Genomic DNA, 13,384 nt, shown 5'->3' on the forward strand with positions numbered 1-13,384 from the left:
CTGACAGGTCGTCGGTGCTCGGCTGCCGTTCTGTCTCTGATCAGCCTCCCGCGATCACGGCGGGTGCGCCTGTCGGGCCGCCCTCGGCCTGCATCTGCTCGGCGAGCTTGAGCGCCTCCTCGATCAGCGTCTCGACGATCTTCGACTCCGGGACGGTCTTGATGACCTCGCCCTTCACGAAGATCTGGCCCTTGCCGTTGCCCGACGCCACACCCAGGTCCGCCTCACGTGCCTCACCCGGACCGTTCACCACACAGCCCATCACCGCCACCCGCAGCGGCACCTCCATGCCCTCAAGACCGGCGGTGACCTCCTCCGCCAGCTTGTACACATCCACCTGCGCCCGACCGCACGAGGGGCACGACACAATCTCCAGACCCCGCTGGCGCAGGTTCAGCGACTCCAGGATCTGGTTGCCGACCTTCACCTCCTCCACCGGAGGAGCCGACAGCGACACCCGGATCGTGTCCCCGATCCCCTCCGACAGCAGCGCACCGAACGCCACCGCCGACTTGATCGTCCCCTGGAACGCCGGACCCGCCTCCGTCACCCCCAGATGCAGCGGGTAGTCGCACGCCGCCGCCAACTGCCGGTACGCGTTGATCATCACCACCGGGTCGTTGTGCTTCACCGAGATCTTGATGTCACGGAAGCCGTGCTCCTCGAACAACGAGCACTCCCACAGCGCCGACTCCACCAAAGCCTCCGGCGTCGCCCGCCCGTACTTCTCCAGCAGCCGCCGGTCCAGCGACCCCGCGTTCACACCGATCCGGATCGGCGTCCCCGCCTCCGCCGCAGCCTTCGCGATCTCGCCGACCTTGTCGTCGAACTGCTTGATGTTCCCCGGGTTCACCCGAACCGCCGCACACCCCGCCTCGATCGCCGCGAACACGTACTTCGGCTGGAAGTGGATGTCCGCGATCACCGGGATCCCCGACTTCCGCGCGATGATCGGCAGCGCGTCCGCATCGTCCTGCGTCGGCACCGCCACCCGCACGATCTGGCAGCCCGACGCCGTCAGCTGCGCGATCTGCTGCAGCGTCGCATTGACATCGGCCGTCACCGTCGTGGTCATCGACTGCACCGACACCGGCGCGTCACCACCGACCGGAACGTTCCCGACCATGATCTGCCGGGAAACCCGACGAGTGGCAAGCGGCTTGAGCGGCAGGGACGGAATACCGAGCGAGATCGCGGTCATGGGAGCTCTTCCTCAGGGTGCTGTTCGTCTTGGTGCCATGGTCCGGCAGGGGCTTGCCCGGCGCGCGCGGTCGAGCGCGCGCCGAGCTTGGACTCCCCCTCAGTGCCCCCGGTTGCCGCCCACCGTCTCGCGGGCAGCGCGCAGCGACTCCTTGAGCGAGCCCATGGTGGCCAGTACGGCCGTCGGCTCGTACCCGCAGTGCGCCATGCAGTTCTCGCAGCGCGGGTCCCTGCCGCGGCCGTACTTGGCCCAGTCGGTCTTCTCGATCAGCTCGCGGTACGTCGGGACGTACCCGTCGGCCATCAGGTAGCACGGGCGCTGCCAGCCGAAGAGCGAGTAGTTGGGGATCCCCCAGGCGGTGCACTCGAAATCGACCTTGCCCTCCAGGAAGTCCAGGAAGAGCGGGCTGTGGTTGAGCCGCCACCGGCGACGGTTGCCACCGGCGAACGCCTTGCGGAACAGCTCCCTGGTCTGTTCGACCCCCAGGAAGTGCTCCTGGTCGGGGGCCTTCTCGTACGCGTAGGCCGGCGAGATCATCATCTCGTCGACCTTCAGCTCGTCGTTGAGGTAGTTGAGCACCTCGATGATGGTCTGCGGGGTGTCGGTGTTGAAGAACGTGCTGTTGGTGGTCACCCGGAACCCGCGGCGCTTGGCCTCCTTGATGGCCGCCACCGCCTCGTCGAAGGTGCCCTCCTTGGCGACCGACTCATCGTGCCGCTCGCGCAGCCCGTCGATGTGCACCGTGAAGGTGAAGTACGGCGAAGGGGTGAACTTGTCGAGCTTCTTGCGCATCAGCAGCGCGTTCGTGCATAGGAAGACGTACTTCTTCCGTTCCACCAACTGCCGCACGATCTCGTCGATCTGAGGGTGCATCAGCGGCTCGCCACCGGCGATGGAGACCATCGGGGCACCCGATTCCAGCACCGCCCCGACCGCCTGCGCGACCGGCATCCGCTGCTTCAGCACTCCTGCCGGGTGCTGGATCTTCCCGCAGCCCTCGCAGGCGAGGTTGCAGGCGAAGAGCGGTTCGAGCTCGACGATCAGCGGGAACTTCTCCCGCCGCTTGATCAGCTTCTGCTGCATGAGGTACGTACTGACCCGCACGGTCTGGCGCAGCGGCATGGCCATGACTAGCTCGCCTCCTGAGGGAGCGTCGGCAGTGAAGAGTGGGTCAAGGAGAGACGGTCGGACAGCTCGGATATCGCAGGGCGGGCGGGCGGGTCGGCGGCGACGGCACGGTGCCAGCCGATCAGGGCCGGCACAGCGGCGCGCAGGGTGCGCCAGGCCCGCAGGCCGTTCGGTACGGTGCCCGGGCGCAGCAGCTCCCGCTCGGGGGTGTCGACCACCACCCGCACCGCCGCCACCGGCAGCGCGACGGGCAGCCGGTGCAGCACCGCCGCGGACTCCATGTCCACCGCGAGCACCCCGGCCCGGTGCAGCTCGCGGCGCTGCGCACCGCGCACCACCCGGTCGGCCGAGTACAGCGGCCCGCAGTGCACGGTGTGGCCCAGCACCCGCAGCGCCTCGACCAGCGGCTGCGGGGAGTCGACGGCGAGTGAGCTGCCCGCGCCGTCGCGCACGCCGTCGGCGACGACCAGGTCGCCGGGCCGAAGACCCGGCGCCGCGGCGGCGCAGAAGCCGGTCACCAGCACCGCGCCGTAGTCCCGGCCGGAGGAACCGACCAGCGCGCCGGCCACCCGGCCGGCCCGCTGCGGCCCCAGGCCCGTGCGGACCAGCACCGGCGGGCCGCCGAGCGCGCCGGCCCAGTCCCCGCCGCGCAGCGCCCACTGCTCGGGGGCCAGCGCGCACAGCACCAGCAGCGGCTTCACGACGGCCTCCGGACGGTGCCGAGCACCGGGTTCCCGTACAGGTACCGGCCGAGCGCGGTGACCGGGAAGACCAGCCGGTAGAGGTGGTAGTTGATCGAGAAGTCCCACGGGAAACCCGTCCCGGTGAACTGCGGCTCGTCCCAACTGCCCTCCGGCAGCTGGGTGGCCGCCAGCCAGCGCACCCCTCGCTCGACGGCCGCGGTGCCCCCGCCGCCCTCCGGCGCGTACCGCCCGCCCGGGCCCTCGCCGGCCGCCAGCAGGGCCATCAGCGCCCAGGCGGTCTGCGAGGCGGTCGACTCGCCGCGGCCCGACCACTGCTCCGGATCGTCGTAGGAGCGCATGTCCTCGCCCCAACCGCCGTCCGGGTTCTGCCGCTCCTCCAGCCAGCGCACCGCCCGGCGGATCGACGGATCGGAGAGCGGGACGTGCGCCGCGACCAGGGCGGGCAGCACCGAGCCGGTGCCGTAGATGTAGTTGGTGCCCCAGCGGCCGAACCAGGAGCCCTCGGCCTCCTGGTTGCGCAGCAGCCAGTCCACCCCGCGGCGGGTGCGCGGGTCGTCGGCCCTGCCGACGTCGGCGAGCATCTCCACCACGTGGGCGGTGACGTCGGCCGAGGGCGGGTCGACCACCTCGCCGAAGTCGCAGAACGGCAGCTTGTTGGGGAGCGTGCTGGTGTTGTCGACGTCGAAAGCGCCCCAGGCGCCGTTCTTGGACTGCATGCCGAGGTTCCACTCGACGCCGCGCTGGACAGCCCCCTCGACCCGCTCCGGATCGGGGTGGGCGACCCGGCGCAGCGCCAGCACCACCTCGGCGGTGTCGTCGATGTCGGGGTAGGTGTCGTTCTCGAACTCGAAGGCCCAGCCGCCGGGGGCCAGGCCCGGGCGCTGGACGGACCAGTCCCCGCGCCGGGTGATCTCCTCCCCCAGCATCCAGTCGGTCGCCCGCACCAGCGCGGGGTGGTCGGCCGGCAGACCCGCGTCGGCGAGCGCGATGGTGGCCAGGCAGGTGTCCCAGACCGGGGACTGGCAGGCCTCCATCCAGCGCCTGCCGTCCTCGGTGTGCACGGTGAAGCGCTCGAAGGCGGCCAGCCCGGCCTGCATCACGGGGTGTTCCAGCTCGTAGCCGAGCAGGTTCAGGGCGATCAGCGAGTAGACGGCGGGCGGTTGGATACCGCCCCAGCACCCGTCGGCCTCCTGGCGCTCGACGATCCAGCGGCCGGCCTGACTGAGGGCCAGTCTGCGCAGCGGGCGCACCGCCCGCTTGTGGTAGGCGTGCAGCACCAGGTCCAGACGCTCGAAGAGGCCGTCCCAACTGGTGGGCGGCGCGAGCGGGCGCAGCGGAAAGGGGTTGTCCGGATCGGTGTGCAGCTCGGTGAGGGTGAAGGGAGCCGGGCGCACCGGGCGATGGGCCGAGACGACGGTGAGCGGCACGATGGTCTGCCGGGCCCAGCAGCCGAACGCGTAGATGTTCAGCGGCAGCCACTTGGGCAGGAACATGATCTCCGGCGGCATCTCCGGCAGCCGTTCCCACGGCCACCAGCCGAAGAGCGCGAGCCAGATCCGGGTGAACACCCTGGTGGCCGCGATGCCGCCGGACTCCCGGGCGAACCGGGCCGCGGCCAGCATGTGCGGCGCCTCGGGCGGATCCCCCGCCAGGCGCAGCGCGACATACGCCTCGACGGTGGTGGAGATCTCCGGCGGCCCGCCGTGGAAGGTTCCCCAGGTGCCGTCCTCACGCTGCTGGGAACGGATCCACTCGGCGGTCGCGCGGGTCTGGGCCTCCGTGCGGATGCCCAGGAACTGACGCAGTAAAAGGTCCTCGGCATCCATGGTGACGTTGGTCTCCAGGTTGCCCTTCCACCAGCCCTCTTCGTCCTGGAGGGACAGCAGGTGAGCGGTGGCGCGGTGGAGGGTGTCCTCGATCGCCGCACGGTCCGGGGGTGAATCCTCTCGTGGTCGGTTTGAATCCGACCCCGTGACTTCCCACGGGCCACCGCCGGGTGCCAGGACCACGCGGGTCAGGGCGTCCGCCGGTGGCCGCTCCTCCACCGCGACCGGCTCGGAATCGTACTCAGGGTCGAGCCGGCCGTCCGCGGTTGCTGTCAACTTGACGTCACCTCTCTCGTACCACCACGAATTCGGCGAGTGCGACGAAGTGCTGGCGCACCTCGCCGGTCATCGGCACCTCGTCCAGAGCGGCGAGGGCGGTCTTGTGTTGGCGGCGGGCCTCGTCCTGGGTCCAGGAGCGGCCGCCCGCCTGCTCGATGAGGGCGGCCCGGCCGGCCAGCACCTCCTCGGTCTCCTCGCCGCGCCCCTGCGGGTCGGCGAGCAACTCGGCCAGCCTGCGCGAGGCGGCACCGCCCTCGGCGAGGGCGGCGGCCACCGGCAGCGACTTCTTGCGCTGTCGCAGGTCGCCCCAGTGCGGCTTGCCGGTGACCTCGGTGGCGCCCCAGATGCCGAGCAGGTCGTCGACGGCCTGGAAGGCGAGGCCGAGGTGGTGGCCGTAGCGCTCCAGCGCGTCGGCCGTCCGGTCGTCCGCGCCGGCCAGCACGGCGCCGATCGCGGAGGCGGCGGCGAGCAGGGCGCCGGTCTTGTTGCCCTCCATCTCCAGGCACTCCTCGACGGTGACGACGTCTCGGTGCTCGAAGGAGAGATCCTGGGCCTGGCCGTCGATCAGCTTGCGGGTGGCGGTGGTGAGCAGACGCACGGCCCGGGCGGCGTCCGCCGGGGTGGCCGCACCGCTGACTCCCGCGTCGAGCAGGACCTCGGTGCCGAGGGTGGCCAGCGCGTCGCCGACCAGGATCGCCTGGGCCGGACCGAAGACGGTCCAGGCGGTGGCCCGGTGCCTGCGAGTCTCGTCACCGTCCATCAGATCATCATGCAACAGGGAGAAGTTGTGCACCAGTTCAACGGCCACCCCGCCGGCGACCCCCACCTGCGCGGGGGCGCCCGCGGCCTGCGCCGAGAGCAGCGCGAGCGCCGGGCGCACCGCCTTGCCGCTGTCGCCCGCGGTGGGCTTGCCCTCGCGGTCCGTCCAGCCGAAGTGGTAGGCCGCGACGGCGTCCATCGGCGGCGCCAGCCGGGCCACCGCCGCGCGCAACGGCGGGGTGCAGAGCGTGCGGCCGCGGGCCAGCAGCTCCGGTACCGCAGCGGGCCCGGCCGATTCGGTCAGTCCCGCGGCCGTGCTGAGGCGTGCCTCCACGTACGTTCCCTCTCCCTGATCTGTTCTGCGGGTTTCGGTTGGACGGTCGGCCCTGGGCCGTGTCTGCGTCACCGTGGCCACCGCCCGTCGCCGCGGTCCACCGGGACGCGGGCCCCGGTCTGCGCGAGGGCGGCGTCGGCGGCGGCGTGCCCGCTGCGCACGGCGCTCTCCATCGTCGCGGGCCAGCCGGTGGCCGTCCACGAACCGGCCAGTAGCAGGCCGGGGACCTTGGTGCGGGCCTGCGGACGCAGCGCCGCGGTGCCCGGCGCCGGGTCGAAGGTGGCGGTGCGCTCGCGGGTGACGAAGAAGTCGAGCACCTCGGCGCCGCGGGCGGCCGGCAGCAGCCGCTCCAGCTCCGGCAGGTAGCGGGCCCGCAGCTCGGCGACCGGCAGCTCGATCTCGTCCTGCACGGCGGACTGCGAGAGCGCCAGGTACTGCGCGCCCGGTCGGCTGTCGGCCAGGCCCGAGTGCGCGGTGCGGTCGAAGACCCACTGCACGGGCGAGCCGAGCGCGGCGAAGAACGGGCGGCGCAGCACCTGGCGGTCGTAGACCACGTGCACGTTGAGGATCGGCGCGGTGCCCAGCTCGGCCAGCCGCGCCTGCCCGTCGATCGCGTCGGCCGGCAGCAGCGCCGCGGCGGCGTCCTGGGCGCCGGCCAGCACCACCACGTCCGCCGTCAGCAGTTCGCCGCTCTCCAGCCGCACCACGTGCTGCTGGCCGCCCTCGGCGGAGATCGTCTTCAGCTCGACGGCCTTGGCCCGCAGCAGCACCTTGACGTCGGCCCGGGCCAGCTCGGCCAGCGCGGCGTCGTGGTGCACCGCGCCGAGCGGGACGGCGGCGATGCCGATGTCCGAGGCGCCGGGGTCGGAGAGCAGACCGGTCTTGAAGACCATGGCGGCCAGCGCCAGCGAGACCTGGTCGGCCCGGGCGTTCAGGGTGGCGATGCCCACCAGGTCCCAGAGGGCCTCGATGGTCTCGGCGTTCTGCCCGTGGGCGCGCAGCCAGTCGCCGAAGGAGATGGCGTCCAGGGCCGGATCGGCCAGGTCGAGGCGCTGCAGCGCCAGGGCGCCGCGGACCACCCGCAGCCGGCCCAGCGCCGACAGGTGCGGGTAGGTCGCCAGGCTCGCCGCCAGGTGCAGCGGCACCGGCAGCGCGGCACGGCGCAGCCGGCCGAGCCGGTGCCGGCCGTCCGCCACCGAGAGCACCGGGACGTCCAGCCGGGGCTGGATCGCCACCTGGGCACCGGCGCCGAGGCGCTCGATCAGACCGCGGTAGGCGGTGCAGCAGCGCAGGAAGACGTGCTGGCCGTTGTCGACCGTCAGCTCGCCGCGGCGGAACGAGAAGGCCAGGCCGCCCAGGCGCGGCCTGGTCTCCAGCAGCGTCACCCGCAGGCCGGCCTCGGCCAGCCGGAGGGCCGCCGTCAGGCCGGCCAGCCCGCCGCCGACCACCACCGCAGTACGGCTCTGAGCCGCTACCCGCCCGGTCATCGGCCCTCCCCGCAGCTCGTGGTGCACTCCGTCCCCAAGGGGAACACGACTGACCCCCCGAGTGATTCCCCGCTGACAGAAGGTGACGGGGTGTGCGCGAGAATCAAGAACGTCCTCCGGCCAGGCCGGAGAGCGCGACGTACGCCTTCTCCCAGCCGGGCAGCGAGACCCGGCCGCGCAGCACCGACTCCGGATCGGCGGCGATCCGGCCGAGCAGCCGGTGGTAGATGCCGGCCATCGCGGCGGTGCAGGCGCGGCTGCGCCGGTCCAGCATCGGGAGCAGCCGCAGGCCCTCCTCGAAGTAGCCCTGGGCGCGCTGCGCCTGGAAGGCCACCAGGCCGGTGAAGTCGGCGCCGGCCGGCGGGGTGGACAGCGCGAAGCCCTGCTCGCAGCCGAATCGGGCGAGGTCCTCGGCGGGCAGGTAGGTCCGGCCGTTCACGGCGTCCTCGCGCAGGTCGCGCAGGATGTTGGTGAGCTGGAGCGCCAGGCCCAGGGTGTCGGCGTACTCGGCCCCGCGCTTGGGGTCCTCGCAGCCGTACACGCCCAGCGACAGGCGCCCGATCGAGCCCGCCACGCACCGGCAGTAGACCTTGAGGTCGTCGAAGGTCCGGTACTCGGCGCCGCGCAGGTCCATCTCGACGCCGTCGATCAGCTCGTCGAAGGCGTCCAGCGGGATCGGGAAGCGGCGGGCCGCGTCGGCCAGCGCGACCTTGATCGGGTCGGTGTCCTCCTCGGTGACCGAGCCGTCCCGGATCTCGTCCAGCAGTGCCCGGGTGGCGCCCAGCTGCTCGGCCTTGCGCTCGGGGGACAACTCGCCGTCGCCGATGTCGTCGACCCGGCGGGCCAGGGCGTAGAGCGCGGACATGGCCAGCCGCTTGGGCTCCGGGAGCAGCCGGATGCCGTAGCTGAAATTGCGGGCCTGCAGGGCGGTGACCGCCTCGCAGTACCGGTACGCCGCCATGACCTGTGCCGACGCCAGTGGTGATGCCGCCACGCGGGCGCTCACCTTCCCTTCGCGAAGATGGCCGCCGCCTTCAACGCGAGGCGGCGCTTGTCGGGCTTCGGCTGCTGGGCCAGGACGTCGTACCCGGCGGCCTCGATGGCCGCCAGGGCCGCGTAGCCGCCCGCGGTGAATCCCGCCAGGAGCAGTCGGAGCCTTCCCCGAACCGTACCCACCAGCGGAGCGCCGTGGTCGAGCAGGGTCCGGGCCCGGGCCGCCTCGAAGGCCACCAGCTCGCGCACCCGGGGGCCGGCGGTGGGTGCGGCGAGGTCCTGCTCGGTGACGCCGAAACGCGCCAAGTCCTCGGCGGGCAGGTAGATCCGGCCGCGCGCCAGGTCCTCCGCGACGTCCTGCAGGTGCTCGATCACCTGGAGCGCGCTGCAGACCTGGTCGGAGTAGGCCACCCGGGCAGGGGTCGAGACGTCGGCGATGGCGAGCACCAGGCGGCCGACCGGGTCGGCGGAGAGCGTGCAGTAGCCGATCAGGTCGTCGAAGGTCGCGTAGCGGGCGGTGGCCTGGTCCACCCGGTTGGCCTCGATCAGGCGGCGGAACGGCTCCGAGGTGAGCGCGTGGCTGCCGACCAGCGGGACCAGCGCGCGCATCAGCGGATGGTGCGGCTGCTCGCCGGTGGAACCGGGCAGCGCGGCCTCGAAGGCGCGGTCCAGGTCGCGCTCCAGGCCGTCGAGCAGGCCCAGTCGGAAAGCCGTCTCATCAGACTGCTCCGAACGGGCGGCGGCGCCCAGCAGCAGCGCCGTCCCGGCGGGGTCGGCGAGGTCGCCGTCGCCCGCGTCGTCGACCAGCCGGGCGAAGCCGTAGACGGCCATCAGGTCGTCGCGCCAGGCCGCGGGCAGGAAGCCCGGGGCGACCGGGAAGTTCTCCCGGGCCGCCTTGTCCAGGGTGTCCCCCGCCGACCGGCGCTCCGAATGAGTCGAAGTCATTGGTACCGTCACTCCCCCGTTCTACACCGGTGTCGACCATGAATCCGCCTCGGACACGCAGCCTGCCAGCCGGGGCAGGCCGCGGAAAGACCGGCCCCCGGCGCGCCGGGGCCGCTCACCCGCGCGGCGCACACGGCGGAGCCGGTGCCCGGGACGCCTCGCGTCCGGACACCGGCCCTGTGCTGCCGCCCGCTTCTCAGGGGCGTTCGCCGCGTTCGTACATGCCGACGACCTCTTCGGTCGGGCCGTCCATGATGAGCTTGCCGGTCTCGATCCAGATGGTCCGCTCGCAGGTGTCCCGGATCGCGTTGTTGTTGTGGCTGACCAGGAAGACCGTGCCGGCCTCCTTGCGCAGCTCGCGGATCCGGGCCTCGCTGCGGCGCTGGAACGCCTGGTCGCCGGTGGACAGCGCCTCGTCGATCAGCAGCACGTCGTGGGTCTTGGCCGCGGCGATGGAGAACCGCAGGCGGGCCGCCATGCCGGACGAGTAGGTGCGCATCGGCAGGTTGATGAACTCGCCCTTCTCGTTGATGCCCGAGAAGTCGACGATCTCCTGGTAGCGCGCCTTGACCTCGGCGGGGGACATGCCCATCGCCAGGCAGCCCAGCACCACGTTGCGCTCACCGGTGAGGTCGTCCATCAGCGCCGCGTTCACGCCCAGCAGCGAGGGCTGGCCGTCGGTGTAGATGCCGCCGCGCTCGGTCGGCAGCAGGCCGGCGATCGCGGAGAGCATCGTGGACTTGCCCGAGCCGTTGGAGCCGATCAGGCCGACGGCCTCGCCCTTGTACGCCGTGAAGCTGATGCCGCGGACCGCGTGCACCTCGGTGATGGCGGGCGAGCGCTTCTTGGAGATCAGCCGGTTGAGCGCCGACGTGGCGCTGCCCTTGCCGGCCGCGGCGCCGTGCACCTTGTAGACGATGTGCACGTCGTCCACCACGACGGTGGGCGTGCGGGTCTTCTTCGCTGCGGCGACGGCCAGGGCGTCGCGCTCCGCCTTGTCGACGATGGTCTCAGCCACGGCCGTACTCCTCCTCGGACTTCCAGAAGTAGACATACCCCAGAACGAACAGACCGACGGCCCATCCGGCGGCGTAGAGCCAGAGGTGGTGCCCGAGCGTCTGGTGGTTCTTGGTGCTGACGGCGTAGACGGACGGCAGCAGCGCGTTCCGGACCAGCTCCATGTACACGGAGGCCGGGTTTATCGTCATGATCAGCTTGACGTACGACGGCCACTTGGCGCTGTTGCCGGAGATGCTGTACATCACGCCGGAGAGGTACATCCAGGTCCGCAGGATGAACGGCATCAGCTGGGACATGTCACTGGTCTTGGAGCCGATCCGGGCCATGATCAGCGACAGGCCGGTGTTGAAGGCGGCCTGCATGATCAGCACCGGGATGACCAGCAGCCAGCTGGCGCTGATCGGCATGCCGAAGCCGAGGACGATGGCGACCAGCACGACCATCGAGATCAGCAGCTGCTGGAGCTGGATCACGGTGAAGGCGATCGGCAGGCAGGCCCGCGGGAAGTGCAGCGCCCGGATCAGCCAGAGGTTGTCCGAGATGGCCCGGGTACCGGACTGCACGGCGCTCTGGGTGAACTGGAAGATGAACACACCGGTGCAGAGCCACGGAATGTAGTGCGGGACCTTGTTGCCCGACAGGATCAGGCCGAAGACCAGGTAGAACACCGCACAGTTGAGCAGCGGAGTGACGACCTGCCACACCTGGCCGAGCTTCGCCGTGGTGTACTGCGCGACCAGCCGGGCGGTCGCGAAGGCCACGATGAAATGCCGACGACCCCAGAGTTCCTTGGTGTAGGCGACGATCCCGGGACGGGCACCGCTGACCTTCAGGCCGTACTTGTCCGCGAGCTGCTTCTGGCTCAGTCCGGCATCAACACCTCCCGGGGCGGAGAGGTTGACTGTTTCACTCACTGTCGACACATTCGTCCTTCACGGATTCGGAAGTCCGGCTGCTGGCCGGGGGCAGTCGCCGGTCTTTCGACTGGAAGATCCCTGCGGATCACGGGGGGAGTTTGGCCGACGGGGGACTCATCGGCCGGTGCGATCAGATGACCGGCGGTCTGCCCAACCTGGTCAATCGCCATACAGTACGCCATCGCATGGGCCGCCGAGCACCGCAGGGTGTGCGCCAGCCCTCCCGGAAACCGGCCCACCAGGCCTTGAGCGCGGACCCGGAGGGACGCCGGGCCAGGGTGAGCAGCAACCAGGTGCACAGGTAGAGAGGTACCAGCAGCGCCGGAAGGTTCCGTCGTGCCAGCCACACCCGGTTCCGGGCCACGTTGTGGAAGTACGTGGCGTGCCGGGCGGGCGAGGTCGTCGGGTGGTGCAGCACGATGTCGGCGCGGTAGTCGATCGACCAGCCGGCGTCCAGCGCCCGCCAGGCCAGGTCGGTCTCCTCGTGCGCGTAGAAGAACTCCGCGGGGAGCTGGCCGGCCTGCTCGAACACCTCGCACCGGACGGCGCTGGCGCCGCCCAGGAAGGTGGTCACCCGGGACGAGTGCAGCGGCTCGCCCGCGCGCAGCCGCGGGACGTGCCGGCGCGCGGTCACGCCCGTGTCGGGGTCGGCGATCCGGAAGCTGACGATACCCAGGCCCGGGTCGGCTGTGAACGCCTCGCGCAGCAGCCGGGCCGAGTCGGTGTTCGGCAGCAGGCCGTCGTCGTCCAGGAAGAGCACCGCGTCGACGTCCCGGCCGTTCGGGCCGAACAGCTCGATGCCGACGTTGCGTCCGCCCGGGATACCGAGGTTCTCCGGCAGCTCGACGGTGCGCACGTCGGTGGGGAGCGGGGGCAGCGGGGCGCCGTTGCCGACCACGGCGAGCTCGACGTCCGGGCCCTCCTGGTCGATCACGGAGTCGATCAGGGCGTTCAGCTCGGCCGGCCGGTTGCCCATCGTGATGATGACCGCACCGAGGCGGAAGGCGTCCGGGCCGGTGGGAGCGGTCGTCTCCTCGGTGGCGGTCTGGTCGCTCATCGCAGCCTGCTGGAGAGGACGATGCTGAGCAGGTGGAGCACGGTCTGCAGCATGGCGATGGCAGCCAGCACGACGACCGCGAGGCGGGTGAAGAACAGCCCGCCGTGCACCGTGTCGGCGATCCCGGCGGCGAGCAGGAAGAGCGAGCACTCGACCGCGCCGACCAGCCGGTGGAACTTCAGGAAGGCCGCGGCCTTGCGGGCCCTGGCCACACCCGCGGCGCGCGGCACCGAGGCGCTGTCCTCGACGGCGGTCATCCCGCTGCGCGCCCGGGCGACGTCGACCAGGTCGGTCTCCGACTTGATCAGGATCGCGCCGAGGGCCGCCAGGGTGCCCAGGAAGGCCCACTCCCACTGCGAGGTCGGACCGTGCTTGTGGAAGAGGTCGGCGGCCCGCAGGCCGGCGCCGGTGAGCAGCGCGGCCTCGGACATGTAGTGGCCGACCCGGTCCAGGTAGACGCCGGTGAGCGAGGTCTGCCGGCGCCAGCGGGCCACCTCGCCGTCCACGCAGTCGAGCAGCAGGTAGACCTGGATCAGCAGCGCACCCGCGATGGCGCCCGCGATGCCCGGGATGACCAGGGCCGCCCCGGCCAGCACGCCGGTGAGCATCATCAGGTAGGTCAGGCCGTTCGGCGTGATCGCGGTGACCGTCGAGAGGACCCGGGTGATCCTCAGCGAGATCCGCCGCATGTAGAGCCGGCCCGCCCAGTGCTCGGCACTGCGGCGCTGGAGCAT

12 protein-coding genes are annotated in these 13,384 nt (G+C 71.6%); all 12 read right to left on the reverse strand.

Features of this window, described 5'->3' with window-relative positions:
* Window positions 1-40: 40 nt before the first annotated feature.
* The 12 genes from ispG to P3T37_RS27815 all read right to left on the reverse strand — a co-directional run bounded on the left by ispG (window position 41) and on the right by P3T37_RS27815 (window position 13,384).
* Window positions 41-1,201 (reverse strand): flavodoxin-dependent (E)-4-hydroxy-3-methylbut-2-enyl-diphosphate synthase, encoded by a 1,161-nt coding sequence (ispG, locus tag P3T37_RS27760; protein ID WP_280726640.1) that lies wholly within the window; start codon window positions 1,199-1,201, stop codon window positions 41-43.
* A 99-nt stretch (window positions 1,202-1,300) separates the two neighbouring features.
* Window positions 1,301-2,329, reverse strand: a complete 1,029-nt coding sequence (hpnH, locus tag P3T37_RS27765; RefSeq protein ID WP_280726641.1) for an adenosyl-hopene transferase HpnH — start codon at window positions 2,327-2,329, stop codon at window positions 1,301-1,303.
* A 2-nt stretch (window positions 2,330-2,331) separates the two neighbouring features.
* Window positions 2,332-3,030, reverse strand: coding sequence for a 1-hydroxy-2-methyl-2-butenyl 4-diphosphate reductase (locus P3T37_RS27770; protein ID WP_280726642.1), 699 nt, complete (start codon window positions 3,028-3,030; stop codon window positions 2,332-2,334).
* Window positions 3,027-4,952, reverse strand: coding sequence for a squalene--hopene cyclase (shc, locus tag P3T37_RS27775; protein ID WP_280726689.1), 1,926 nt, complete (start codon window positions 4,950-4,952; stop codon window positions 3,027-3,029). The genes P3T37_RS27770 and shc overlap by 4 nt, the downstream gene beginning before the upstream one ends.
* Window positions 4,953-5,142: 190 nt before the next feature.
* On the reverse strand, window positions 5,143-6,201 hold the full coding sequence (locus P3T37_RS27780) for a polyprenyl synthetase family protein (protein WP_280726690.1): 1,059 nt from the start codon (window positions 6,199-6,201) through the stop codon (window positions 5,143-5,145).
* A 98-nt stretch (window positions 6,202-6,299) separates the two neighbouring features.
* Entirely contained in the window at window positions 6,300-7,718 is a 1,419-nt protein-coding gene (hpnE, locus tag P3T37_RS27785; RefSeq protein WP_280726643.1) for a hydroxysqualene dehydroxylase HpnE, read from the reverse strand.
* A gap of 103 nt (window positions 7,719-7,821) precedes the next feature.
* Complete coding sequence (hpnD, locus tag P3T37_RS27790) at window positions 7,822-8,679, reverse strand: presqualene diphosphate synthase HpnD (protein WP_280726691.1); 858 nt, start codon at window positions 8,677-8,679, stop codon at window positions 7,822-7,824.
* 41 nt (window positions 8,680-8,720) lie between these two features.
* Complete coding sequence (gene hpnC, locus P3T37_RS27795) at window positions 8,721-9,656, reverse strand: squalene synthase HpnC (protein WP_280726644.1); 936 nt, start codon at window positions 9,654-9,656, stop codon at window positions 8,721-8,723.
* 196 nt (window positions 9,657-9,852) lie between these two features.
* Window positions 9,853-10,674, reverse strand: a complete 822-nt coding sequence (locus tag P3T37_RS27800; protein WP_280726645.1) for an ABC transporter ATP-binding protein — start codon at window positions 10,672-10,674, stop codon at window positions 9,853-9,855.
* Window positions 10,667-11,590: an ABC transporter permease gene (locus P3T37_RS27805; protein WP_280726646.1), complete on the reverse strand. Its 924-nt coding sequence runs from the start codon at window positions 11,588-11,590 to the stop codon at window positions 10,667-10,669. Before P3T37_RS27805 ends, P3T37_RS27800 begins: the two co-directional genes overlap by 8 nt.
* Before the next feature lie 133 nt (window positions 11,591-11,723).
* Entirely contained in the window at window positions 11,724-12,650 is a 927-nt protein-coding gene (locus P3T37_RS27810) for a glycosyltransferase (protein ID WP_280726647.1), read from the reverse strand.
* Window positions 12,647-13,384, reverse strand: a complete 738-nt coding sequence (locus P3T37_RS27815; protein WP_280726692.1) for a CDP-alcohol phosphatidyltransferase family protein — start codon at window positions 13,382-13,384, stop codon at window positions 12,647-12,649. Before P3T37_RS27815 ends, P3T37_RS27810 begins: the two co-directional genes overlap by 4 nt.

This window comes from Kitasatospora sp. MAA4, assembly GCF_029893355.1.
In the GTDB taxonomy this organism is placed as follows: domain Bacteria; phylum Actinomycetota; class Actinomycetes; order Streptomycetales; family Streptomycetaceae; genus Kitasatospora.